Source organism: Mycobacteroides sp. H001 (assembly GCF_001440005.1).
Lineage (GTDB): Bacteria > Actinomycetota > Actinomycetes > Mycobacteriales > Mycobacteriaceae > Mycobacterium > Mycobacterium gwanakae.
The window spans coordinates 227521-251924 of record NZ_LJYH01000028.1 but is presented as its reverse complement, the minus strand read 5'-3'; the positions used below and the strand labels follow the sequence as shown (position 1 = coordinate 251924).

Annotated in this window: 23 protein-coding genes and 1 tRNA gene; 10 read left to right on the top strand and 14 right to left on the bottom strand. The window is 65.1% G+C overall.

Features of this window, described 5'->3' with window-relative positions; all coding sequences use genetic code 11:
- Position 1 precedes the first annotated feature (1 nt).
- The gene (locus AOT83_RS11900) at positions 2–763 is read left to right on the top strand and encodes a rhomboid family intramembrane serine protease (RefSeq protein ID WP_052399635.1); all 762 of its coding nucleotides are present in this window, start codon (positions 2–4) and stop codon (positions 761–763) included.
- On the opposite strand, the gene AOT83_RS11895 is transcribed toward AOT83_RS11900, so the two are convergent.
- The 5 genes from AOT83_RS11895 to crgA all read right to left on the bottom strand — a co-directional run bounded on the left by AOT83_RS11895 (position 751) and on the right by crgA (position 4679).
- Positions 751–1656, bottom strand: coding sequence for an SAM-dependent methyltransferase (locus AOT83_RS11895; protein WP_052399637.1), 906 nt, complete (start codon positions 1654–1656; stop codon positions 751–753). The genes AOT83_RS11900 and AOT83_RS11895 overlap by 13 nt on opposite strands.
- Before the next feature lie 130 nt (positions 1657–1786).
- Positions 1787–2752, bottom strand: a complete 966-nt coding sequence (locus AOT83_RS11890; protein WP_044105820.1) for an SAM-dependent methyltransferase — start codon at positions 2750–2752, stop codon at positions 1787–1789.
- Between the two features lie 161 nt (positions 2753–2913).
- Positions 2914–3813 (bottom strand): class I SAM-dependent methyltransferase, encoded by a 900-nt coding sequence (locus tag AOT83_RS11885; protein ID WP_057964517.1) that lies wholly within the window; start codon positions 3811–3813, stop codon positions 2914–2916.
- Positions 3814–3871: 58 nt separating this feature from the next.
- A complete protein-coding gene (locus AOT83_RS11880; protein WP_057964518.1) occupies positions 3872–4294 on the bottom strand; it encodes a PH domain-containing protein in 423 nt (140 codons plus the stop codon).
- Positions 4295–4415: 121 nt separating this feature from the next.
- Positions 4416–4679, bottom strand: a complete 264-nt coding sequence (gene crgA / locus AOT83_RS11875) for a cell division protein CrgA (RefSeq protein WP_005082859.1) — start codon at positions 4677–4679, stop codon at positions 4416–4418.
- Between the two features lie 203 nt (positions 4680–4882).
- On the opposite strand from crgA, the gene AOT83_RS11870 reads away from it, so the two are divergent.
- Complete coding sequence (locus AOT83_RS11870) at positions 4883–5599, top strand: DUF881 domain-containing protein (RefSeq protein WP_030098142.1); 717 nt, start codon at positions 4883–4885, stop codon at positions 5597–5599.
- Positions 5600–5667: 68 nt separating this feature from the next.
- On the top strand, positions 5668–6342 hold the full coding sequence (locus tag AOT83_RS11865) for an aminodeoxychorismate/anthranilate synthase component II (protein ID WP_057964519.1): 675 nt from the start codon (positions 5668–5670) through the stop codon (positions 6340–6342).
- A gap of 3 nt (positions 6343–6345) precedes the next feature.
- Here AOT83_RS11865 and pknB read toward each other — a convergent pair whose 3' ends face one another.
- The 7 genes from pknB to AOT83_RS11830 form a co-directional block, all read right to left on the bottom strand.
- A complete protein-coding gene (pknB, locus tag AOT83_RS11860; protein ID WP_030098144.1) occupies positions 6346–8232 on the bottom strand; it encodes a Stk1 family PASTA domain-containing Ser/Thr kinase in 1887 nt (628 codons plus the stop codon).
- The gene (locus AOT83_RS11855; RefSeq protein WP_030098145.1) at positions 8232–9494 is read right to left on the bottom strand and encodes a serine/threonine-protein kinase; all 1263 of its coding nucleotides are present in this window, start codon (positions 9492–9494) and stop codon (positions 8232–8234) included. Before AOT83_RS11855 ends, pknB begins: the two co-directional genes overlap by 1 nt.
- Positions 9491–11005, bottom strand: a complete 1515-nt coding sequence (locus AOT83_RS11850; protein ID WP_030098146.1) for a penicillin-binding protein 2 — start codon at positions 11003–11005, stop codon at positions 9491–9493. The genes AOT83_RS11855 and AOT83_RS11850 overlap by 4 nt, the downstream gene beginning before the upstream one ends.
- Entirely contained in the window at positions 11002–12435 is a 1434-nt protein-coding gene (locus AOT83_RS11845) for an FtsW/RodA/SpoVE family cell cycle protein (RefSeq protein ID WP_030098147.1), read from the bottom strand. Before AOT83_RS11845 ends, AOT83_RS11850 begins: the two co-directional genes overlap by 4 nt.
- Positions 12432–13946 (bottom strand): PP2C family serine/threonine-protein phosphatase, encoded by a 1515-nt coding sequence (locus tag AOT83_RS11840; protein WP_030098148.1) that lies wholly within the window; start codon positions 13944–13946, stop codon positions 12432–12434. The genes AOT83_RS11845 and AOT83_RS11840 overlap by 4 nt, the downstream gene beginning before the upstream one ends.
- Positions 13943–14407, bottom strand: coding sequence for an FHA domain-containing protein (locus AOT83_RS11835; protein ID WP_030098149.1), 465 nt, complete (start codon positions 14405–14407; stop codon positions 13943–13945). Before AOT83_RS11835 ends, AOT83_RS11840 begins: the two co-directional genes overlap by 4 nt.
- 161 nt (positions 14408–14568) lie before the next feature.
- Positions 14569–15924, bottom strand: a complete 1356-nt coding sequence (locus AOT83_RS11830) for an FhaA domain-containing protein (protein ID WP_030098150.1) — start codon at positions 15922–15924, stop codon at positions 14569–14571.
- A gap of 255 nt (positions 15925–16179) precedes the next feature.
- Here AOT83_RS11830 and AOT83_RS11825 point away from each other — a divergent pair.
- The 4 genes from AOT83_RS11825 to AOT83_RS11810 all read left to right on the top strand — a co-directional run bounded on the left by AOT83_RS11825 (position 16180) and on the right by AOT83_RS11810 (position 18777).
- Positions 16180–16262 (top strand) — tRNA-Leu (locus AOT83_RS11825).
- Positions 16263–16521: 259 nt separating this feature from the next.
- A complete protein-coding gene (locus AOT83_RS11820; protein WP_030098151.1) occupies positions 16522–17139 on the top strand; it encodes a hypothetical protein in 618 nt (205 codons plus the stop codon).
- Positions 17139–18305 (top strand): glutathionylspermidine synthase family protein, encoded by a 1167-nt coding sequence (locus tag AOT83_RS11815; RefSeq protein ID WP_057964520.1) that lies wholly within the window; start codon positions 17139–17141, stop codon positions 18303–18305. The genes AOT83_RS11820 and AOT83_RS11815 overlap by 1 nt, the downstream gene beginning before the upstream one ends.
- Positions 18306–18339: 34 nt before the next feature.
- The gene (locus AOT83_RS11810) at positions 18340–18777 is read left to right on the top strand and encodes a DUF350 domain-containing protein (protein WP_057964521.1); all 438 of its coding nucleotides are present in this window, start codon (positions 18340–18342) and stop codon (positions 18775–18777) included.
- Positions 18778–18795: 18 nt separating this feature from the next.
- Here AOT83_RS11810 and AOT83_RS11805 read toward each other — a convergent pair whose 3' ends face one another.
- A complete protein-coding gene (locus AOT83_RS11805; protein ID WP_057964522.1) occupies positions 18796–19866 on the bottom strand; it encodes a DUF6670 family protein in 1071 nt (356 codons plus the stop codon).
- Positions 19863–21356, bottom strand: coding sequence for an NAD(P)/FAD-dependent oxidoreductase (locus tag AOT83_RS11800; protein ID WP_057964523.1), 1494 nt, complete (start codon positions 21354–21356; stop codon positions 19863–19865). Before AOT83_RS11800 ends, AOT83_RS11805 begins: the two co-directional genes overlap by 4 nt.
- A gap of 193 nt (positions 21357–21549) precedes the next feature.
- On the opposite strand from AOT83_RS11800, the gene AOT83_RS11795 reads away from it, so the two are divergent.
- From AOT83_RS11795 to AOT83_RS11785, 3 genes are all read left to right on the top strand, one after another.
- Positions 21550–22131: a TetR/AcrR family transcriptional regulator gene (locus tag AOT83_RS11795; protein WP_030098156.1), complete on the top strand. Its 582-nt coding sequence runs from the start codon at positions 21550–21552 to the stop codon at positions 22129–22131.
- Positions 22132–22567: 436 nt separating this feature from the next.
- Complete coding sequence (locus tag AOT83_RS11790) at positions 22568–22876, top strand: PE family protein (protein WP_030098157.1); 309 nt, start codon at positions 22568–22570, stop codon at positions 22874–22876.
- A 4-nt stretch (positions 22877–22880) separates the two neighbouring features.
- A complete protein-coding gene (locus AOT83_RS11785; RefSeq protein WP_057964524.1) occupies positions 22881–24398 on the top strand; it encodes a PPE family protein in 1518 nt (505 codons plus the stop codon).
- Positions 24399–24404: the final 6 nt, after the last annotated feature.

Below are 24404 nucleotides of genomic sequence, written 5' to 3'. Positions count from 1 at the left end.
CATGCGATCAGCGCCCGTCGGACAGCAGTGTGTCGAATGCGTCCAGCAGGGCGCCAAGTCGGTACGTCAGGTCAAACCGCTGCGGCAGGCACGGGCCTGGGTCACCTGGGCGCTGATCGCTGTCAACGTGCTCGTGTACTCCGCCGTGGTCGGGGGCACCGACGAGACGATGGCCGTCACCACCAGCCCCCTGTTCCGGGACCTGGTCCTATACCTGCCGTGGGTGGCGCAGGGTGAGCTGTGGCGCACGGTCACCGCGGGCTTCCTGCATTTCGGCCTGATGCACATCGGGGTCAACATGCTCTCGCTGGCCTTGATCGGGCCCGGACTCGAGCACGCGTTCGGTCGTGAGCGCTACGCCACGATCTACGGCACCGCGCTACTGGGCAGCAGCGCCATCGCCATGTGGTTCAGTCCGAATGCGTTGGTGGCCGGTGCATCCGGCGCTATCTACGGTCTGCTGGGTGCGGCACTGGTGCTGTATCTGCGGGAGCGGCTGAACCCGCAGACGATCATCATTGTGCTGGTGCTCAACATCGGGCTGAGTATCTCGCTGCCGGGCATCTCGTTGGCCGGGCATATGGGCGGCCTGTTGTTCGGTGTTCTAAGCGCAGGTGCGCTGCTGTACTACCGCGAGGTGTGCCGTGGGGCCGGTGTACCGGACCTGGTGCAGAAGCCCTCGACGCCGTGGGTGCTGGCCGCGGTCGTGATCGCGTTGTCGGTGACGCTCATCGTGGCGAGGGTTCTCACCTATTCCGGATAGTGCACGTGCGGCAGCTTGGCTCTGAGGAACTGCCATTGGGTGTGCTGCTTGACGATGTCCGGGGCGTCATCGGTGAACGGCCGGCCGTAGTGTGCGGCGATCTCGGCGGCCGTCTGCACGTCGGTGGCCCAGCCGTGGCCCGTCAGCCAGTCCGCGGGGGGCATGCGGGAATCCGGATATGTCAGCATCCAGAAATTGGCGGCCCGGATATCTTCGGGGACAACGGGTTCGGCCAGTGAATCCCAGGTCTCGGTTGACGGCAGGAAAATGTTGGCATCGCTGCAGATGGCGCTACCCGGCGCGGACAGCTCGATGATGCGCTCGAAGAGCAGGTCCTGCGCCTGTCCGGGCAGACCCGCCATGATCAGCGGCGCGATCAGCCACGCGGTGGGCTGCTCGGGGTCAAAGCCCGCAACGCACAGATCCTCCGCCCAGGGATCTGCGGTTGTTGCCGCGGGTACGAGCCGCTGGGTCACCGAGGCAGCAGCGCCGTGCTCCCTAAGCACACTGGACCGGAACTCCAGCGTGTGCGGATGGTCCACTTCGTACAGAACAGCGTCGGCCGGCCACGGGAGTCGGTAGGCCCGAGTGTCCAGACCCGCGACGAATTGCACGACTTGCCGGGTCCCCGACTCAAGCTCCGTGGCAATGAAGTCGTCGCCGTACCGCGTGAAGATTCCCGACGCGTTGATGAGAAGAAAGGTGCCGTCGGCAGCCGAGGGGTTCTCGGGAAATCCGGTGGCGAGGAAGGCACTACTGAGCGGCTCGTTCGCCGCGGTGACCAGGACCTCCGCAAGTGGATCGTCGATCAATGGATGGCCGCGCCGACTTTCCAGCGCTCGCAGAGCTGCGGCAATCAGATCGAACTGATATTTGTGCGCCGGTGAGGTCACAGCCTTTTCCGGTTGACCATCCAAGGAATCACCTGCCTTCCTGCACGTTGCCCCCAAGATAGCCATCGCGCGGCGCAAAGGTAATGGTGCTGCGCAAGCTGTCCGGCGGCATCGGGCTACGGAACCAAGCTCACTGGTCCGCCGGCCCGTCGCTCAGTGGCGATTCTGTGGAATGCGCAAGGTAATCGGTCGGCAGCATCGCGGTGAGGAAGCGACGGTCTGCGAGATCGTCGAAACCCGGCACCAGCTCGTTCCCGAACGGTCGGCCATAGCGCTCGGCGAGCTCACGTGTCGTGTACGTCCGGGTCAGCCACCCGTGCCCGGAGAGCCAGTCTCCGGGATGGGTGCGTTCGTCACGATGTGCCAGCGCCGAATAATCGGCGCCGCGAAGTGCGTCTGGCAGGACGGCGTCCACGGCCTCGCCCCATGTCCGCCCGGACGGGGCCAGCGGATCGTTGTCCGTCGCGATGATGCTGCCCGGAGCCGACATCTCGATGATCCGCTCGAACATCGTGTCGTGGCTGCCGCCGGGAAGGTTGCAGACGACGCACTCGGCGAGCCACGCGGTGGGGATGTCTGGGTCGAATCCGGCCAGCGTCAGCTCCGCTTGCCACTGCTCGCCCAGTCCACACAGGACCATCCGCTGTGTCGTTTGAGGCTCAGCTCCCGCGTTGTCGAGCGCCTTCATCTTGACGGTGAGGACCTCGGCATAGTCGACCTCATAGACGACTGTGCCCGCGGGCCAGGAGAGCCGGTAGGCGCGGGTATCGAGGCCCCCGGCCAGCAGCACCACCTGGCGGATGCCGTTGGTGACGGATGCGAGCAGAGATTCGTCGTAGTACCGGCACATCGCCGCCACGTAGTTGGCGAGCAGATGGGTGCTGAGCTCATTCGCCGTCGAAGGGTTCTCGTGAAGGCCGATGTCCAGGAGCGCTTGGGTGTGGGGATCAGCGACGGCGTCGAGGATGGTCCGGGCGTGCGCGTCGAACAGCAACGGCTGTGCGCGGCGTACCTCGAGCGCCTTCATCGCGGCGATCGTCAGCCCGATCTGCATACTCTGGCGGACGAATCCGCTGCTATGCCCATCTCCTGGCATCAAGTCCAGCTTTCAATCCCCCAACCGTCAAACGACAAGCCTTTGCCAAATGACCTGTTCGTACAGACGGCACCCTTGTGATCGATTGCATGGGAAACTTTAGTCGAAACGGGACCGAAGGTCCCACCCCAGCATCGGTCCGCGTGCCTTGCGCGCAGGGGCTAGCGGGTGGCGGTGATGAAGTAAGCGTCCGACCACAGCGAGGTGATTTCGCTGTGCTCCTCGGGGGCGGGCCGTCCATAGGCGGCAGCCTGTTCCAGGCGGTTGGTGACGTCGACGTGCCAACCATGTTCGCCGAGCCATTCGATCGGGTCTTTGCGCTCATCGTCATAGATCAGATCGCCGATGCTGACGTTCTGGAGAAAGTCCGGCTTGAGTTTGTTCACGGCGTCCTGCCATTGGCCGGCGGTCGCCACGCGGCGGCGCCATTCGGTGGCCAGGAAGCTGCCGGGGGCGGAATGGGCGGTGATCTTCTCGAACAACGCGTCTTGGGCGGCACCGGGCAGGTACGCCAGCAGGCCCTCCGCAAGCCAGGCCGTGGGCTTGCCCGCGTCGAAGCCCTCGGCCTCCAGCGCGGCGATCCAGTCATCGCGTAGGTCGACGGCGACTTCGCGCCTTTCGGCCCGCGCGACCGCGTTCTCTTCGGCAAGGACGTGGTCCTTGAATTCGAGGACCTTCGGCTGGTCCAGTTCGTAGACGACGGTGCCGTCCGGCCAGGGCAACCGGTAGACCCGCGCATCCAGTCCCGCGGCCAGGATGACTACCTGTCGAACACCGGAAGCTGTTGCAGTGGTGAAGAATTCATCGAAGTATTTGGTGCGGACGGCCAGGTGATTGACCAGGTAGGTGGTGGCGACGTCCCATTCGGACTCGGGACGCGGCGCGGCCAGGGCCTCGGTGAGATGAGGTTCCCCCGAAGCCTCCACGAAGGCGCGGGCGTGCTCGTCGCGAATCAGTGGCTCAGATCGGGTGGTCTCCAGGGCGCGGAACGACGACACCATGAGGGCCGTGAAACCGACGCTGCTGACAATGTCCCACTGATCGCCCTCGGTCCGTGTCATGTGCCCACCTCTTACCTCGGAGTAATTACCTAAGGCAACGATACGCGCGTTGCGGCGTTCACGCCCGATAGTGGGCAGCGCGCAGTGCCTCGTGCACTTCACGAGGGTCGGTACCCAGGTCCCAGCGGTTCAGGACGATCAGGTCATCTCCGGACTCGATCTCCAGCAGCCGGGTGCGGCGACCCAGCCGGCGGAACTCGCTGACCTTCACCGAGTCCACCGCGGTACGGGGCAGCAGCGTGAGGCGGGTGAGGCCTTGCAGCTCAAGACCCTCGTCGGTTATGCGCAATTTCGGACGACACCGCCAGGACACGGCGGCGAACCCCAGCAGACCGAGCGCGGCCACCGAGGCCAACAGACGCCCCGGCGCATCGGCCACCAGGAAGACGGCGATACCGAACGCGACACCCACAAGGGCGGCGGCAGCGATACCGGCTGGCTTGGGGCCCCATTCGGCAGGGGATGCGGTCGGTTTATCCACAGGCGTTATCCACAGTGGGGATAAATCACATCATTGTGATTGGGTGTCTCTTGGGTGGACTCGATGGAAACGGGTGCTAACCGGACCGGCAACGGCAGCCCGGGCTCCCTCCCGTCTCGCGTCACCGCCACCGCATGGTCAGCAGTAGTCCGGTGATCATGAAGGCAAACGCGATGGCGTAGTTCCACGGCCCCAGATCCAGCATCCAGGTGATGTGTTGTGCGGCGAGCTGGAACACCATCAACCAGGCCAGGCCGATGAGCATGAGGGTGAGGAAGAACGCGACGAACCAGACGCTCGACGGACCGGCTTTCACCTTGACCGGAGTACGGCTAACGGTGGTCGCGTTGAACGCTGACTTCTTACGGACCTTGGACTTGGGCATCGACTACCTCGGAAGCATCTGGGATATGGCGGCACGGCGACGGGTCGCCATGGCCGGAGTCGTCATGGGTTCCTACGCAGGTTACAGCGCGATGCTGCGACAATCTTCTGGTGACTGCCGATGAGGCCTCCAGGAGCGGGCGCAGCCCCCAGCGCGAACCGGCGGCCCCTTCCGCCCGAGGGGGCCTCCTCTGGCGGGTCGGGGTGCCTCTGGTGTGCGCGCTTGCGGGCTTTCTGCTGGCCGCAACGCACACGGTGTCGGGCGGCAACGAGATCCGGCGGGGCGATTCTCCGGCGCCCCGGTTGGTGGATCTGGTGCGCGAGACGCAGAAGTCCGTCGACAAACTCAGCGCCACCCGCGACGGCTTGGCGAATCAGATGGCCGCCGCGCGGGCACAGTCGGCCGGGGGTGACAGCCAGGTGGCGGCGGCGCTCGCCGAAACCGGTGAGATGGCCGATGCCGCGGGCGTCCAGCCCGTCACCGGCCCCGGTCTGGTGGTGACGCTGACCGATGCCAAGCGTGATGCGTACGGGCGTTTCCCCCGCGACGCGTCACCGGATGACTTAGTGGTGCACCAGCAGGATGTCGAAGGTGTGCTCAATGCCTTGTGGAGTGCGGGCGCCGAGGCCATTCAGATGCAGGATGATCAGCGCCTGGTCGCGAGCTCGGTACCGCGATGTGTCGGCAACACCCTGCTGCTGCACGGTCGTACCTATAGCCCGCCCTACGTGATCACGGCCATCGGTGATGCCGATGCCATGCAGGCAGCGCTCGACGCGGCTCCGCTGGTAACGCTGTACCGGCAGTACGTCGCGCGATTTGGCTTGGGATACACGGTGACTCGCGGCCATCACCTCGAAGTGGCCGGATATCGGGATGCGGTGGGGCCCGGCCGTGCGGCTCCCCTGGAGGGCCGGTAGACATCCGTCGGCACCTGTCCGGGTAAACCGGCTGGGAATCCGCTGGTGCGGGTCCGTACCCTTGACCTGTGCGCATCCTGGTCGTCGACAACTACGACAGCTTCGTGTTCAACCTGGTCCAGTACCTGGGTCAGCTCGGCGTGGACGCGACGGTGTGGCGCAACGACGACCCGCGACTGGCCGATACCGATGCGGTGGCCGCCGACTTCGACGGCGTACTGATTAGCCCCGGCCCCGGTACACCAGAGAGCGCGGGCGCGTCCATCGCGATGGTGCATTCCTGCGCGAAAACGGGCACCCCGCTGCTCGGGGTGTGCCTGGGACACCAGGCGATCGGCGTGGCGTTCGGCGGCACCGTCGACCGCGCACCGGAGTTGTTGCACGGCAAGACGAGCACTGTCGAGCATGAAGACGCCGGCGTGCTGCGCGGGCTGCCAAACCCGTTCACGGCCACCAGGTACCACTCGCTGACGATCCTCCCTGACACCGTGCCCCAGGGGCTTCGGGTGATCGCCCGCACCGCCAGCGGGGTGATCATGGGTGTCATGCACACCGAACACCCGATTCACGGGGTGCAGTTCCACCCGGAGTCGATCCTGACCGAGGGCGGGCACCGGATGTTGGCCAACTGGCTCACCTATTGCGGTGCGCCTCTTGATGAATCGCTGGTGCGCTCGCTTGAGGCAGAGGTCGCCTCGGCGCTGGACGGAGTCAGCGGACGCGTGAGCGCCCTCGGCGGCTGACGTCTAGCCCGCGCCGAAGCGCAGCTTGATCGGTCCGTTGTAGTTGACCCCGGCACCGGCCGGGGGATCCTGCGAGACCACGCGAGCTCGGTTGTTGCCGTCGGAGGGCACGTCCTCGGTGGTCAGGCCTCCGCCTTGCCATCCGGCCTGATACAGCATCGGCTCGGCATCGGTCCAGAACTTGCCGACCAGGCTCGGCATGCGGAACTGACCGCCCTGAGACACCCGGATCTCGATGACCCCATCTTCGGCGAACATGGTTCCGGCGGCCGGATTCGTGCTGAGGATCTGCCCCTTCGATTCCGGGCTGGGGACCGGAATCACCGTGGGCGGTGCGGTGAAGCCATAGGTGGGCAGGTTCTTGAGGGCGACGTCGATGTTCTGCCCGACCAGATCCGGCGCGGGCTTCTCCCCTGGTCCCTTACCGACAACGATGGTGATGTTGTTGGTGACCGCCGAGTACTGTCCTGCCGGCGGGTTGGTGGCCATGACCCGGCCCTTGTCCTCGGGCAGCGACTTGGTCTCGCTCTGGGTGAAGGTGCCCTTGAACCCGGCGGCCTGCAGCTTCTTGACCGCGTCGCCGAAGCTGAGGCCATGGCAATCGGGCACCTGCTGGCTCTCCGGCCCGATGGACACGTTCAGAGTCACCTCGGAACCGGCCGTCACGGTAGAACCCTTCGCGGGATCGGTGTCGATGACTCTCTCGGGAGCAAGCTTTGAGCTCGTGTTCTTCTGGATCTTGGTCTTGAACCCGAGGTTCTGCAGGGCGGCGACAGCGTCGGCCTGGGACTTGCCCGTCACGTCGGGGACCTGGACATCACGCGAGGGGCCGTTGCCCAAGATGATGGCGAAGGTGACCACCACGGTCAGCACCACCAGCGCGGCAAGTCCGACCAGCCAGCGGCTCAGTGGATTGCGCCGCGGTTCTGCGTAATGGCTGGGCAGCGGGTTGGTCTGCGGCCCGGTGGCCGGGTAGGCCTTGGCGTTGGAGGGGGTGCTGAGCATGGAGCTGCGCTCGGCGTCGGTGAGAACCTTCGGGGCCTCCGGCTGCTCGCCCTGATACACCCGCATGAGGTCGGTGCGCATCTCGGCGGCGTTCTGGTACCGGTTATCGGGATTCTTCGAAAGTGCTTTGAGCACAACCGAATCAAGGCCGGGAGGAATCTCGGGGTTGTGCTTGGAGGGTGCAACCGGATCTTCACGCACATGCTGGTAGGCCACCGCGACAGGTGAATCGCCGACGAAAGGCGGCTCGCCGGTCAGCAATTCGTAGAGGACGCAGCCCAGGGAGTACACGTCAGAACGTGCGTCCACGGTCTCACCGCGCGCTTGTTCGGGCGAGAGATACTGCGCGGTCCCGATGACCGCCGCGGTCTGGGTCACGCTGACGCCGGCGTCCGACACGGCCCGCGCGATCCCGAAGTCCATCACCTTTACCGCGCCGGTCTTGCTGATCATGATGTTGGCGGGCTTGACATCACGATGGATGATGCCGTGCTGGTGGCTGAAGTTGAGCGCCTGGCAGGAGTCGGCGATGACCTCGATCGCCCGGCGGATCGGCATGGGGCCGTCGTCCTTGACGATGTCGCGCAGGGTGATGCCGTCGACGTACTCCATGACGATGTACGGCAGCGGCCCGGTGGGTGTCTCGGCCTCGCCCGTGTCGTAGACGGCCACGATCGCCGGGTGGTTCAGTGCGGCGGCGTTCTGCGCCTCTCGGCGGAAACGCAGATAGAAGCTGGGGTCCCGGGCCAGGTCGGCGCGCAGCACCTTGATCGCGACGTCACGGTTCAACCGTTGGTCGCGCGCCAGGTGAACCTCGGACATGCCTCCATAGCCGAGGATCTCCCCCAGCTCATAGCGGTCCGAGAGGTGCTGCGGAGTGGTCATTACGGTGATTTCGTCCCAGTGATCGGGTCCGGTTCGGCGACCGGAAGCAGAGCCACGATATTAGCTGGCGCAAGCGCTCCTGGCGAAGCTGAAGCCGGACTTGAGGGTGCCTCGCTGCTGGGCGTCGTCGCCGATGGGAGCGGCACGTCATTCTTCTGCTCACTTGCTCGCAACAGGATGAGCGCCGCGATGATGATCGCGAAGATGCCCAGCACCGCGGCCGCCCACATCAGGGCCTTCTGGCCGGGCGAGAACGTGCCCCGCCGGGGCGGTGGCGGCCGATGCGAGCCCGTCGGCGGTCGGGTGCGGGAGGTGGGCGGGGCAACCCGGCTGGGTGTCCCCACGGCGGGCCGCACCTGCGTGGCGGGCGGGATGGCCGCCGGCGTGGCCCTGCTGATGGTTGGCGCCTGGTTGGGCCGTGGTGGGCGGCGACCGGCACGCACCGCCGCCACCGCATCGGCGAACGGACCGCCACTGGTGTAGCGATTCTGCGGGTTCTTCACCAGCGTGATCTCGATGAGTTCACGCACGTTCGGGGGCAGATCGGCGGGCAGCGGCGACGGTGTTTCCTTGATGTGCTTCATCGCGACCGTCAGAGCGCCGTCGCCCGAGAACGGGCGCTTACCCGAAACTGCCTCGTAGCCAACAACTCCCAGTGCGTAGACATCGCTGGCGGGGGTGGCGTCGTGACCCAGGGCTTGTTCGGGGGCGATGTATTGGGCGGTGCCCATCACCATGCCGGTCTGGGTGACCGGGGCGGCGTCCACGGCCTTGGCGATGCCGAAGTCGGTGAGTTTCACCTGCCCGGTGGGCGTGATCAGGATGTTGCCTGGCTTCACGTCGCGGTGCACCAGGCCCGCGGCGTGCGCGACCTGCAGGGCACGCCCGGTCTGCTCGAGCATGTCCAGCGAGTGACGCAGCGACAGCCGGCCGGTGCGCTTGAGTACGGAGTTCAGCGGCTCGCCGTGGATCAGTTCCATGACCAGGTAGGCGGTGCGGCCTTCGCTGTCGATGTCGGTTTCGCCGTAGTCGTACACGCTCGCGATGCCGGGATGGTTGAGCATCGCCACGGTGCGTGCCTCGGCGCGGAAACGCTCGATGAACTCCGGGTCCGACGAGAATTCGGCCTTGAGCACCTTCACGGCCACCTTGCGGCCCAGGCGGCTGTCGGTGCCCTCCCAGACTTGGCCCATACCGCCGGTAGCGATGAGCCGCTGCAACCGGTAGCGACCCGAAAGCGTTTCTCCCACACGAACTGTCATGAGGCCCCCTGTAGTGCTGCGGCAATGACCTGCCGCCCGATGGGTGCGGCGACGGAGCCGCCGGTGGCCGCCAGGGCGCGGTCTCCGCCATCTTCGACGAGTACCGCGATGGCCACCTTAGGGGTGACCACCGTGGCTTGAGGATCCGATGTGGTGCTCGATGCCGGTGCGAAGGCGATGTACCACGCGTGCGGTGGGGTGTTACGCGGATCGGTGCCGTGCTCGGCGGTGCCGGTCTTGGATGCGATCTGCACGCTGGGGATGGCTCCGGTCTGTGCGGTGCGCTGTTCTGAGGCAATCATCAGTTCGGTCAATGTGTTCGCGATAGCGGGTGTCACGGCTTGGCCAATGTCATCCGGGGTGGTGGTGGACAGATTCGAAAGGTCTGGGCCCTTAAGGCTATCGACCAGGTGCGGCTGCATCAGCACACCCTTGTTGGCAACGGCCGCGGCGACCATCGCGTTCTGCAGGGGGGTCACCGCGACGTCCTTTTGCCCGATGCTCGACATCGCGACGGCCGCGTCATCGGACATCGACCCGACGGTAGAAGTAGCCACCTGGAGTGGGATGCCGTCGATTTCGTGGTCGAGTCCGAATGCTTGCGCGGCCTTGACCAGCTTGTCGCGCTTGAGTTGTTCGGATCCGAGTTTGGCGAAGGCGGTGTTGCAGGAGCGCGCGAACGCCTCCTTGAGGGTGGTGTTGTCGCCACCGCCGCAGGAGGTCCTGTTGTAGTTCTCCAGGGTTGCGTTGCTACCCGGCAGGAAGATGGTTGGGGACGCGGTCACCTCGGTGTTGACGGTCTTGCCGTCGGCCAGTGCCGCGGCGGTGGTGATGACCTTGAAGGTCGATCCCGGTGGGTAGGTCTGCGAGATCGCGCGGTTCAGCATCGGCTGGGCGGGGTCTTCCTGCAGCTGCTTCCAGGCCGCGTTCTCCTTCTCGGAGTCCTGGCTGGCCAGCAGATTGGGGTCGTAGGAGGGCGTCGACACCATCGCGAGGATCTTTCCGGTGGAGGGCTCGAGCGCGACCACCGAGCCGCGGCAGCCGTTTTTGCAGCCATGCTGCATGGCGTCGTAGGCGGCCTGCTGCACATCGGGACGGATGGTGGTGACCACGCTGCCGCCACGCGGATCGCGACCCGTGAAGAAGTCTGCGAGCCTGCGGCCGAACAGCCGGGGATCGGATCCGTTGAGCACGCTGTCCTCGGCGCGCTCCAGCCCGGCGCTGGAGTAGTTAAGCGAGTAGAAACCGGTGACGGGCGCGTACACCAGTGGATCGGCGTACTGCCGCAGGAACCGGAAGCGACTGTCGGTGGCCACCGAGGAGGCGAGTAACTGCCCGCTTGCCGATATCTGCCCCCGCTGACGCGAATACTCGTCGAGCAACACCCGCTGATTGCGGGGGTCAGCGCGCAGTCCCGGTGCCGTGAACACCTGGGTGAGAGTGGCATTGGCCAGCAGCAGCACGACCAGTCCCATGACGACGAGAGACACCCGGCGGATCGATGTGTTCATACGCGATCAATCAGTTCCGTCCGGGCCTCCGCGATGGGGGCGGCGTTGGGTGCGGAGGTGGTGGTGAGCGGTCGCCGGGCGATATGAGAGATGCGCAGCAGGATGGCCAGCAGCACGTAATTGGACACCAGTGACGAGCCGCCGTAGGAGATCCAGGGCGTGGTGAGTCCGGTCAGCGGGATGAGTTTGGTGACGCCGCCGACGACGATGAACAGCTGCAGCGCCAGCGCCGCCGAGAGGCCGGAGGCCAGCAGCTTGCCGAAGCTGTCGCGCACCGCCAGTGCGGTGCGGAAGCCCCGGACAATGAGGATGGTGAACACGAGCAGCACTCCGGCCAGGCCGACCAGTCCGAGTTCCTCACCGATCGCGGCGATGATGAAATCCGTTGAGGCGGCCGGAACTGTGCCCGGCTGACCGTTTCCGAGACCAGTGCCGAAGATGCCACCGGTGGCGAAGCTGAACAGCGACTGCATCATCTGATAGCCGTTGCCGTCCGCATCCGCGAAGGGGTCGAGCCAGGTTTCGACCCGCACGCGCACATGTGCGAATAAGAAGTACGCCAAGAACGCGCCGACGACGAAGAGGCCCAGGCCGATCAGCACCCAGCTGATCCGTGCCGTGGCGATGTACAGCACCGTCAGAAATGAGGTGTACAGCAGCAGCGAGGTACCCAGGTCCTTCTCAAAGACCATGACGCCCACGGAGATTGCCCACACCGCGAGCAGCGGGCCCAGGTCCCTGGCCCGGGGCGACTCCACGCCCCAGTAGCTGCGGCCGGCGGTGCGAAACAGGTCGCGTTTGGTCATCAGGAAGGCCGCGAAGAACACCAGCAACAGGATCTTGGCGGCCTCGGCCGGCTGAATCGACAAGAACGGCAATTCGATCCAGATCTTGGCGCCATTTCGTTCCGAGGCCGAGGACGGCAGCAGCGCGGGGATGGCCAGCAAGACGATGCCGACGATGCCGAAGGTGTAGCCGTACCGTGCCAGCACCCGGTGATCCTTGACGACTGCCAGGATCCCGACGAGCGCGGCGACACCCACCAGCGTCCAGAGCACCTGCGCGTTGGCTTCCATAGTCTCGGAGCCATCGCCGGCGGCCGCTTTCGCTAGGTCCAGGCGATGAATCATCACCAGCCCGAGGCCGTTCAGCAGGGCGACGCACGGCAGCAACAGCGGATCGGCGTAGGGGGCGTAACGGCGGATTCCCAGATGCGCCAACGTAAACAGGACGAGGTACGCAAGACCGTACTTCAGTAGATCCCAGGAAAGACCACGCTCAAGGTTGGCCTCGACCAGGATCAGGGCCACGGTGGTGATCGCGGCGGCGAATCCGAGGAGCCCCAATTCCGCGCTACGTCGTGTGGATTGGGGCGGTGGCGAGGTGCCTGCCCCACGGGCCACTACAGCGGTTTGGGGCGCCGTCGTCATGACACGGTCCGGCAGGTGACGCCCGGCTCTTGTGGTGGCGCCGGCAGTGGCGCCGGCGCGGGGGTGGATGTTGTGGTCTGCGTGGTGCTTGCGCCGGGCGTCGCCGGAGACGTAGGCGCGGGCGACGGCCGCGTGGTTGTGGTCGTCGTCGTGGGGGATCCGGACGTGGCAGACGGGGAGCGACCCGCGGTGGTCGGTGCGGGCGGCGCCGTCTTGGGTGCGGGGGGTGCGCACGGGGGCAACGCGCTCTTGGTGAGCTGACGTAGCTGGCCGATGGCCTGGTCGAGAGTGCCGCCGGGTAGGCCGGTTTCGACCTGCTGACGCTCCGACGGACGCAGATCGGACACCTTGAAGTACTTGCAGGACAGGCTGGATGCGGACTCGCCGTAACTCACCAGCGACAGGTCGCCCCGGCTGTCGAGGCAACCCACGAGGTCCGGCCGCTGCAGCCGATAACCCAGGAGCGAGCCCTGGACGCCCTGCATGATGGAGACGTTGCCTTCGTAGGCGCTCACGTAATAGTTGTTGAGCACTACGCGGCGGCCGATCGCCAGACCGGCCAGCGCGATCAACACCACGAGCACCGCCGCGATCAGCCAGCGGAGCCGACGTTTCTTGGGCCGTGTGGCTTCGGAATCGGTTGTGTCACTATCGGATTCGTCCGGAGTGGGCTCGGGTTCTTTGAGGGCGCGCTGGATGGCGGCGGCCCGTCCGGCGGCAGTGTTCGGCGGAGGGGTGTCGGTGTCTGAATCGGCGGATATCGCCCCCGCCACGATCGGGCGGGTTTGTCCGTAGTCCAGCTCCACGACATCGGCGACTACGACGGTGACGTTGTCGGGTCCACCGCTGCGCAGCGCCAGCTCGATGAGCCGATCGGCGGCGGCGGAGACATCGGGGATCTCCAACGCCTCGGCGATGGTTTCGTGGCTCACCGGATCGGACAGTCCGTCCGAACAGAGCAGGTACCTGTCACCCGCCTGCGCCTCACGGATCACGAGAGTGGGCTCGACCGGTGCGCCGGTGAGCGCGCGCATGATGAGCGAGCGCTGCGGATGGTTGTGTGCCTGTTCCGGAGTGATGCGACCCTCATCGACAAGGGTCTGGACGAAGGTGTCGTCCTTGGAGATCTGCGCCAGCTCGCCATCACGCATCAGGTATGCGCGTGAGTCGCCGATATGCACCATGCCCAGCCGCTTGCCGGTGAACAGGAAAGCCGTCAGCGTAGTGCCCATGCCGTCGAGCTCGGGCTCGGCGCGCACATGGTCGGCGATCGCCGCATTACCGGAGTGCACCGCGTCGGCCAGCGTATCGAGCAGATCGCCGCCGGGCTCATCGTCGTCGAGTGGGGCCAAAGCCGCGATGACCAGCTGTGAGGCGACTTCACCGGCGGCATGACCGCCCATGCCGTCGGCCAATGCCAAGAGGCGGGCACCGGCATAGACGGAGTCCTCGTTGTTCGACCGCACAAGTCCGCGGTCGCTACGCGCTGCGTAGCGAAGCACCAGTGTCACGAGCGCAGCTCGATCACTGTCTTACCGATCCGTACCGGCGTCCCCTGGGGAACCCGCAGCGCCGTCGTCACCTTCTCCCTATCCAGATATGTGCCGTTGGTCGATCCTAGATCCTCGACGTACCAATCGGCCCCGCGTGGCGATAGCCGCGCGTGCCGCGTCGACGAGTAATCGTCGGTGAGCACCAGTGTTGAGTCGTCCGCCCGGCCGATCAAAATGGGCTGGGTGCCTAGGGTGATCCGGGTGCCGGCCAGGGCGCCCTCAGTCACCAGCAGGTACTGCATCTGCCGCCGGCCCGCCTTCGCGGGACTGATCGCACGCAGGTTCAAACCACGATTGGCCATCAGTTGACCGGTGGGGGCGTAGATATCGGTCCGCAGTATGCGCAGCACCGACCAGATGAACACCCACAACAGCAACAGGAACCCACCGCGGGTGAGCTGGAGCACCAGTCCCTGCATCCGGTTGTCGTTCCTCTCGCTGGTCCATCGCGCCTCGGCGAGGGTGTCCGGAAGACCGGACATATTCGGCAGGGCAACGATACTTGGCCGGGTTACCCGCCGGGGCTCGATACGTGCAGCCTGTGTCGAACGCGGCGTTGCGGGCGCGGTTCTCCTGTTCCCTACTGGACCCGAACGATGATCTCGGAGTGGCCCAGCCGGATGATGTCGCCGTCGGCCAACTGCCATTCGGTGACCGGCGCGTTGTTGACGGTGGTGCCGTTGGTCGAATTCAGGTCCGACAGCAGCGCGGCATGCCCGTCGAAGCGCACCTCGAGGTGGCGGCGTGAGACACCGGTATCGGGCAGACGGAACTGGGCGTCCTGACCACGGCCGATCACATTGGTGCCCTCACGCAACTGGTACGTGCGTCCACTGCCGTCGTCCAGCTGCAGCGTGACGGTGGTGCGACCGGCACCGGCGCCGCCTCCAGTGGGGGCGCCGTAGTCGGGGCTGCTCTGGTAGCCGCCGTGCTCGTAGTCGCCGTACTCGGGCTCGCCGTAACCACCCTGAGGTGATCCGTATCCGCCCTGCTGCGGCGGAGCGCCGTAGCCACCCTGCTGCGGGTAGGCCGGGGGACGGCCGTAGTCCTGGCCGGGAGGCGGACCCTGCGGTGCACCGTAGCCGCCACCCTGCTCGTACTCGCCGTAGTTGGGACGGGGAGGCTCGCCGTATCCACCCTGCTGAGGCGGGGCGCCGTAGCCGCCCTGCTGTGGAGGTGCCGGGGGACGGCCGTATTCCTGACCGCCGCCATAGCCGCCCTGCTCGTAGCCGCCGCGGCCGCCTTGGTCGTATCCGCCCTGCTGCGGCGGGCGCTGCTGGTAGCCGCCCTGCTCGTAGCCGGCCGGTGGGCGACCGTAGTCCTGGCCGTACTGCTGGCCCTGTCCATAGCCACCCTGGCGCGGGGGGTATCCCTGGTCACCCTGCGGAGGCTGCTGACCACGTGGATCCTGTTCGGGACGTCCGTAGCGGTCGTCCTCTCGGCCGTACTCTTCGCCGGGGCGTCCCTGCTGGGGACCTGGGTTGTCAGTCATGGATGCTCCTGGTTGTGGATCCGGGGTCGAAGGGGCAGTCGTAACGGCGCCGTGCGTACGGTCCCGCTTGGTGTCGGGATTGACCACACCGCGCGTGCGAAACTGGCCGGTGTGCAAGTTCGGTGATTGTTCGAATCGGACAACAACTTCACCATACGTTTGCCACCCCTGATCGCGAATATATTCGCGCAGGTGTTCGGCGAACGTGTCTGCGTTGAGATCGCGGTCGTCGGCCGCCTTCTCGTGATCTCCGGTGCTGAGGAGAACAAAGAACTCGTTGGGAGCCAGCAGCCGTCCCTGGCCCGCTGACCGGACGCCGTCGGCGGCCTCGCGACGCAGTGAGGCCTGCACTTCCTGAGGGACGATGCTGCCGCCGAATACGCGGGCGAAGGCATCGCCGACCACGTCTTCTAGCTTGCGCTCGAAGCGTTGGACAATTCCCATGCCTCCTCCTTTCGGCGGTCGCGTGGCAGTTCTGAGCGCATGACGCAGCGCTCCGCCACGAGCGGATCTCGAGTAGATCGTATCGGTTTGATGATCGTCGGCACCCACTCCTCTATTACGAGACGACATCGTCTTGGCACCAAGAGGCCTTCTATGCTCGCCATTCGAGAGGATTGTCGTGTGTGCGCAGGTTCTGGCGGGCTGTTCGCGGTTCCAAGATGAGGCCGGGAGCGTGATAGGCTCTCGCGGTCGTTGGGGCGAGTGGCGGAATGGCAGACGCGCTGGCTTCAGGTGCCAGTGTCCTTCGGGACGTGGGGGTTCAAGTCCCCCTTCGCCCACAAGTGAGTGGGCCAAGAAGCCCAACGACAGAAGGCCGGAAACCGCGGGTTTCCGGCCTTCTTGTTTGTTGGTAGAGACTTGTTTGTTGGTAGAGACGTCAGGTTCGGACAGCCGCCGCGTACGGCGGTCGGCGTGGGTGCCGCACTCTGGCGCCAGAGTATTTGCTGCAACGTTTCCCACACCGGTCGTCATTCGAGGCTGCTGCTGTAAGTTGATTCGTAGTGTGTTTCCTATGATTCGGGCCATAAGGGGGAAGAGATGCCCGATTCGTCCTTAGGCGACGAAGAATCTGAACACCGCGAGCCCCCACCGGTCCGCGGCGCCGTTCGCTGGCAGGAGCCGGGTATCACCCTGCCGCGGCCGCCCACCGTCGCCGAGTCACGGGCCCGCGACAAGGCGCGCCGGACGCGCGAAGCCGAGCGCAGGCTCGCCGAGGTTCAGGCTCAGAAGGCCGAGGAACGGCGCCGGACCCGCAACCACGTCCTGATGGGTTCGATGGTGGTCGCCGGTATCGCGGCGGTGGTGGCCGTGGGTTACGCGGTGATCGACCGTGATGACGACATCGAGGCGACCTGCGTGCAGGACGGCTCCAATGTCGTGGCGCCCGAGGAGTACTGCGAGCGTGGCACCGCTTCGTCCTCGGGCGGCGTGTTCATCTACGCCGGTTCGCCCTATCGCTACTACTACGGCGGACACAACCGAGGTATCGGCACCATCGCGACCGGCGGCAGTGTGGAGCTGCCCAGGGGCACGAGGGCCAAAACCAGTTCGGGCACCACCCTCACCAAATCCGATAACTCGGGCAGTGTTTCCCGGTCTCCGTCGGTCTCGCGAGGTGGCTTCGGATCCAGCAGCTCGGGAAGTTCGGGAAGCTGATGCGCCGTGAGCATGCGCGGCCCCGCGCGGGCTGGGAAGAAATCGTGGCCTCCCAAGGAATGTGCTACGGCACACCGGCGCGGATGGCAGACGGCAGCGACCGTCCCTATTGGGACGAGTCGGTGCACTACGTCTTCGATATGGACGAGGTGCTCTCCCTCGAGGCGACCGTGGAAGTACTGCATTCCATGTGCCTGGACGCCGTCGAGCACGTTGTCCTCACCGGGCGCTACCAAGATTTCGGGCTGCCGGAATGGACATGGGAACACATCGAAAAATCTTGGCGCAGAAGAGATCCACACCTTTACGGGCGCTTTGATCTTCGTTATGACGGCCGACGGCCGCCGATTCTCTTGGAATACAACGCCGATACCCCCACCTCGCTGCTGGAGGCTTCGATCCTGCAGTGGCACTGGAAGACAGAGGTGTTCCCCGAGGACGACCAATGGAACTCTCTGCATGAACAGCTAGTCGCGCGCTGGAAACAGATCGGCAAGCAACTAGCCGGTGCTGAAACACATTTCACGTGGTCATCGGCGGACCGGAGCGGTGAAGACAACGTTACCCTGGCCTATCTGCAGGAATGCGCAGCGGAGGCCGGCATCAACACGGTGAGCCTGCCGATCGAGGACATCGGCTGGGATCACGATCTGAACCGTCTCGTGGATTTGGAAGAGGCGCCGATCGAATCGATCTTCAAGCTGTATCCATGGGAGTGGATCGTCGACGACGACTTCGGCCGCCATGCCCTGGACCTGCTGCCCGAGACGCTGTGGATCGAACCCCTGTGGAAAGCGCTGTTGAGCAACAAGGCGATCTTGGCGGTGCTGTGGGAGATGTACCCCGGCCACCCCAATCTGCTTCCGGCCTACGTCGACAGCCCACACGAACTGACCGAGTACGTCCGGAAGCCGAAACTGGGCCGGGAAGGTGCCAACATCACGGTGGTGGGAGCGGGCTATGAGACGGCCACCGGCGGCGTCTACGGTGAGGAAGGCTATGTCTACCAGCTGCTGGACCCGTTGCCGGAGTTCGACGGCATGAGGCCGGCCCTGGGTGCCTGGATTGTCGGCGACGAATCGGCAGGGCTGGGTATCCGGGAGACCGCAGGCCTGATCACCGACGACGGCGCCGCGTTCATTCCACACCGGATATCACCTCAGTAGCGACACCCGAACACGAGAGATGGGGACGGCAACCATGAGCGCAGCAGGGTACTGGTCGATAGTCGCTCATGGAGCGGCCGCGATCTGGCTTTACGCGGCTGTCGGTTTCGTGTTGATGGTCATCGGACTCTTTGTGCTGGATTGGACGACTCCGGGCCCGCTGCGCCAGATGGTCCGCGCGGGATTGCCCAACGCTGCCGTGATTACCGCAGCGGGACTTCTCTCACAGGCATTCGTGATCGTGCTGGCGATCTACACGGCCTCGGGAAACATCACCGAGGGCCTGGTGCGCGCGTTGGTGTTCGGGCTTATCGGTATCGCGGCCCAGACGATCTGCATCAGGTTGATCGAGTGGGTGGTGGGCCTGGACGTGGGAGACCTGCTGGCGCACAGGAGGTTCGCACCCGCGACCCTCGTCGTCGCCGCGGCTTACGTGGCCGTGGGTCTGATCATCGCCGCCGCGATTCTGTAGTCCGTACCCGCGGGCCACCTATCGCGCGGTGTCCACCCACTCCATGTAGGCCGAACCGCCTACCGGATTACCTTGGTATTCACCGGTATAGCTGTAGGCACCCGCGTAGCCCCGGCCATGGCCGTAGCGCAGAGGTGAGTCGACGAGCCCGTCGACAGCGAGAACAAGGTGTCCGTGGTCGTCGCGGACGGTCCAGTTCAGGCGGCGAGGGAGCCGCATGGAACGCCCCTGCTCGTCGATCGTCGGCTTCTCTCGGTATTCGGTGACGTCCATTCGGACATCGGTGTACACCTCGGTGGACTTGCCCAGGACACGTACATGCGCCAGCCGGCAGGCGATGGCACCGCGGGCGCGGACATCGGTGAGCAGCACCTGGGTTCGATTACCCAGATCGATGATCTGATAGGTAAAGAAGTCGACGGGAAGCTTGAGTTGGCTGGGCAGCGCCCGCCGTGTGAGCGACTGATGGCTGAGGAACCGTGCGTACTCGAAGGTGCCGAGTCCGTTGATCGCCGTCGCTCCCGTCGCGTCGGCGATGACGCCCGTGTATTCGGCGAGCAGGCTCAGGTGGTCATAAATTGGGGTCTTGACGAAGTAGGAGACCTGATCGGTGACGGTCAGCTCGATATCAGCTGAAAAGTGTTGGTAACGGCCACGAACGGTTACCCGTGGGAAATCGACCTCGATCTGTAAGTCCTCTCCCCAGCGCAAGACGCTGCCATCTGGGGCGAAGTGGCAGTCGCGCTGGGAGTCGTAGGCACGGTAGTGATGCTGGTCGCCGGATGCGGTCGAGGACAGGACCGTGGCGGTATGCCGCGCATCGGCGACGGTCAGGTAGTCGTTGTCGAACAGTTCCGCGCCGATCGCGCCGATCAGGGTCATGGTGTTCAGGTACCGATACGGCGAGTCCAGGTCCGGGATGAAGACGCCGTAGTGCGTTGCCGTCCAGGGGCCACTACTGGCGTGCGGTCGCAAGATGGACTGGTCGGTGAAGGGCTTTCGGGACGCGTCGAGGCGGCGATCGATACGGGGAAGGAGCCCGTTCACGATGAGGCGGGACAGTGCACGGGAGATGGGCTGGCCGTTCATCGTTTCCCTCCGTCAGTCATTGCGGCATGCCGATTCGGTTTTCCGGATTCGGGCCGTAGGACACGGTAGTCGGATATCGCGAATTCCTTGGTGCGGCTCCGGTATTCACTGACCAGACCGGGCCAGTTCGTGGTCACCCGGCCGTTGGGACCCACATACCAGCTCTCGCAGCGTGACCACACACCGCCGCCGAGACGCGCCTGCAGCGCAGCGTCGTGCACGTCTTCGGTGCCGGGGTCGACATCAAGGGCAAGACCCGGGCCGACGGCATCGACGGCCTGGCGGATGTATGCCGCCTGGCATTCGAGCATCGCCACAATGGAACCGGACCCGAGGTTTGTGTTCGGTCCGTACATGAGGAACATGTTGGGAAATCCCGGGACCGCCATACCCAGATAGGCACGCGCGCCCTGGCTCCATTGCTCACGCAACTCGGTGCCGGTGAGTCCGGTGATGGTCACATGATCGAGGAAACCGCCTGCGGCGAAGCCCGTTCCGTAGATGATGAGGTCGGCGGCGTGGTGCTCGCCGGTCGCGGATAAGACTCCGTCGGGAGTGATCTCGGCGATCGAATCCGTGATGAGCGTGGCATTGTCGCGGCGCAGGGCGGGCAGATAGGTGTTGGAGAACAGCACCCGCTTGCATCCCAACGGGTAGTCCGGCCAGACCTTGCCGAAAAGTTCAGCGTCGCCACGGGTCTGATATCGCATGAAGGCACGGGACATGCTGGTCATGGCGCGCGATAACAGTGGCGAGTAGTGCAGCACGCCGGTGAATCCTTCGGTGAGTGCCTGCCAGCTCAGGCGTTGCGCGCGCAGCGTGGCGGGAATCCGAGACGCCAGGACATGGTGCAGGCGTGTGAGCGGCGAATCGGGGCGCGGCACGATGTACGGCGCGGAGCGCTGAAAGACCTTGAGAGAATGCACGATCGGAGCGATCTCCGGCACCAGTTGTATGGAGCTCGCGCCGGTGCCGATGACGGCGACGCGTTTTCCGGCAAGGGACACGGTGTCATCCCACTGGGCGGAGTGGAACGAGGGGCCGGCGAAGGATTCACGTCCCGGGATTTCCGGGAGCGTGGGTCGTGACAGCTGCCCGACGGCAGGCACGAGGACGTCGGCCCAGAAGCGGTCACCGTGGGAAGACTCGAGACACCATCGGCCGGTGTCCGCGTCAAAGGACGCGGACACGATGGCGGTGCCAAAGCGAATTCGCTCGCGCACCTTGTACTTGTCCGCTGCCGTGCGCAGATACTCCAGAATCTCGGGTTGCGGGGCATACCGCCGCGACCAGCGGGGGTTCGGGTCGAAGGAAAAGCAGTAATAGGCAGACGGTACGTCGCAGGCCGCGCCGGGGTAGGTGTTCTCGCGCCAGACGCCGCCGACGTCTTCGGCTCGCTCGTAGAGGATGACGTCGTGGCCCGCGGCAAGGAGTTCGATGGCTGCTGCCAGGCCCGAGAAACCCGCACCGATGATCGCTACTGATGTCATTTCAACCGCCTCTCTGCGTTGCGACGACTTTCGGCGTCACGAATTGACCGCTCGGTAATATATGACTAAGTGACCGTTCGGTCAATCCATTCGTTGGTGTGAATCGCGAGCACAGGTGGCATGCGTCAGGAACGTGCGAGGGCACTCCGCTACCGTCATACGCGTGCAACCCGTCCGGTCCGGCAGCAAGGGAATGCCCCGGCAGGAGCGGGAGCAGTGGATCTTGACTGCCGCCGCGGACGAGTTCGGGGAATCGACCTTCGTGGCGTCGAGCATGAACGGGATCGCTGCCCGTGCCGGGGTATCGAAAGCCCTCGTGTTGGCCTATTTCGGGTCCAAAGAAGATCTCTACGTCGCGTGTGTCGAAAGGGCCGGGGAGCGGCTGGCCGCGGCAATCGGCGGAGCCCTGTCCGGATCGTCTGCGGGTAAGGAGGTCGCTGAATCGGTGTTGACGGCGATCTTCGCCACCTTGGAGGACCGGCGCAGCGACTGGCCGGTTCTCTACGACAGAACAGTGCCCAGCGGACGGGCCCGGGATGCGGCTAGGCGCCAGCGAACCGTACTGCGTGAACAGGCCGCAGCGGCGGTGACGGAGGCGCTCGGTGCCTTGGGCCTGAGTGATGAGGATGACCTGTCGGCCGCGACTCTGGTCTGGGAGAACATGGTTTCGGCCTTGGTGCAGTGGTGGTGGCACCACCCCGAGCGGTCGGCCGATGAGATGGCGGCGCGTGCACGCAGAGTTCTCTCGGCACTGTCCGACCGTCCGGTTGGGTGATCCCAACGCCGGAGGCGCGACGGGGGCGTCGTTGCTAGTGACTTGCGCCACAGTGGTCCGGTGATTCGCGGAGCCCAAGCCGTTAGCGCACTAGAGAGATTTTTCTAGACCGAGGGCGTAATAAGCGCAGTTCACACCCAAACGCGGGGCGTCAATGGGGCCGAATATCGATTCCAGCAACCTATAAGTTTCTAATTGAAACAGCTCAGTACTAGTGAATCAGCATTGAGCGAACTATCGACAACAGTGTTAGGCGATGCTAATTTCCCTTTATGCGGTCATCGATTCGCAGGGTTGGTCGATCACCAATGATCTTTACAGCTACTTCAAATCGCCTGCAGGTGAGGACGTTTCCTCGTGCCGGTGCGCGCAGATGCGCCCAGGCCGCGTCTTCGCTCATCAGTGAGCATGCTGCTCAGGGAAGGGAGTACCCACGATGAATCTGAATGTCATTCCGGAAGGTCTGCTTGCCACTAGTGCTGCGGTGGAGGCGCTGACCGCGCGTCTGGCCGCCGCACATGCTGCTGCCGCGCCGGTGATCGGTGCGGTGGTGCCCCCGGCGGCCGATCCGGTGTCGTTGGAGACCGCGGCCGGTTTCAGTGCCCGCGGTGTGGAACACACCGGGGTGGCGGCGCTGGCTGTTGAGGAGCTGGGCCGGGCCGGTCTGGGTGTTTCGGAGTCCGCGGCCAGCTACACCACCGGGGATATGCAGGCCGCGATGACATACATGATCGCGCGGGGGTAGTTCATTGTCTGCCCCCATCTGGATGGCCGCGCCTCCCGAGGTCCACTCCGCCCTGTTGTCCAGCGGTCCCGGACCCGGTGCACTGCTGGCCGCGGCTGCTCAGTGGCAGGCGCTGTCCGCGCAATATGCCACTGCCGCAACGGAGTTGACGCAGCTGCTCGCTGCCACCAACGCCGGTCCCTGGCAGGGGCCCAGCGCCACCCAGTATGTTGCCAGCCACGCACCGTATCTGGCTTGGCTGACGCAGCAGAGCGCGCTGAGCGCCTCCAATGCGGTATTGCAGGAGACGGCCGCCGCCGGTTATGCCACGGCTCTGGCCGCGATGCCGACACTGGCCGAGCTGGCGGCCAACCACATGATTCATGGCGTGCTATTGGCCACCAATTTCCTTGGTATCAACACCATTCCGATCGCGCTCAATGAGGCAGACTACATCCGGATGTGGGTTCAGGCCGCCACCACGATGGGCGTCTACCAGGGGGTCTCGTCCACAGCGCTGGCTGCTACGGCTCCGACGGAGCCCTCACCGATGATCATGGCTCCGGGTGGGGAAATGTCGCGGATGTCCGCCGACATGACCTCGATGGCGGCGCAACCGCAAGCCCTCGAATCCGGTACCGCGCTGGATAACAGCAATAACATGATCGACCAGCTCATGCGGTTCATGACCAATCCGCTCGGCACGCTCCAGGACATGATCGAAGACTTCATGAAGAACCCGATCGCTGCGTTCTTCGCGTGGTTCCCACTGTTGTTCTTCATCGCGTACGAGGCGTTCTTCATTCCCTTCGGGTTCACCTTCTGGGGCATTGTGCTTTCGGCGCCGGCCTGGCTGCCGATTGTGCTCGGACTCGCTCTTTCAGCCCTGGTTCCGCCCGCCGGTATCGAAGAGCCCGGGCATGAGGACGAGCCCGGCCGCGAGCCTGCACGGATCGAGCGCCGCAACCTGCAACAGGATCTACAGCTCGCGCAGGTGCCGTCGGGGCAGTCGATGCCGGGCGGCTCATCCTCCGCCCCAACGACTTCCAGTGCACCCACGTCCACATCACCGGCTCCGGCGGCCGCCACTCCCGCATACATGGTGTACGCGGTGCAGGAGGATCCGCCGGCGGCGCGGTTTGGGCCGACATTGAATGAAGGTGCGGGTGCCAAGGCGCCGGCAGCGGGGATCTCCGCGGCGGCCGCCGCGGCCGCGTCGGCGCGTTCACGTGCCCGCCGCAAGCGCGCGGCGCGGATCAAAGATCCGGCCCCGCAGTTCATGGACATGAATTCCACCGTGGACCCCGACTTTTCGGAACAGACAACACGGCAGCCTGCTGGCGTGGGGGCTTCTTCTCGCGGCACGGGCCAGCTTGGCTTTTCCGGGACGGTATCCAGGAGTACCTCGAGCACCAGCGCGGCCGGTCTGATCGAACGCGAGACCGCCTCGGAGAGCATGGACGGCACGCGCACCATGCCCATGATCCCCACCACGTGGGGAGCCGAACCTGACGGACCCGCCGAAGGGGGGTCCAGCAGCTGACCGGCC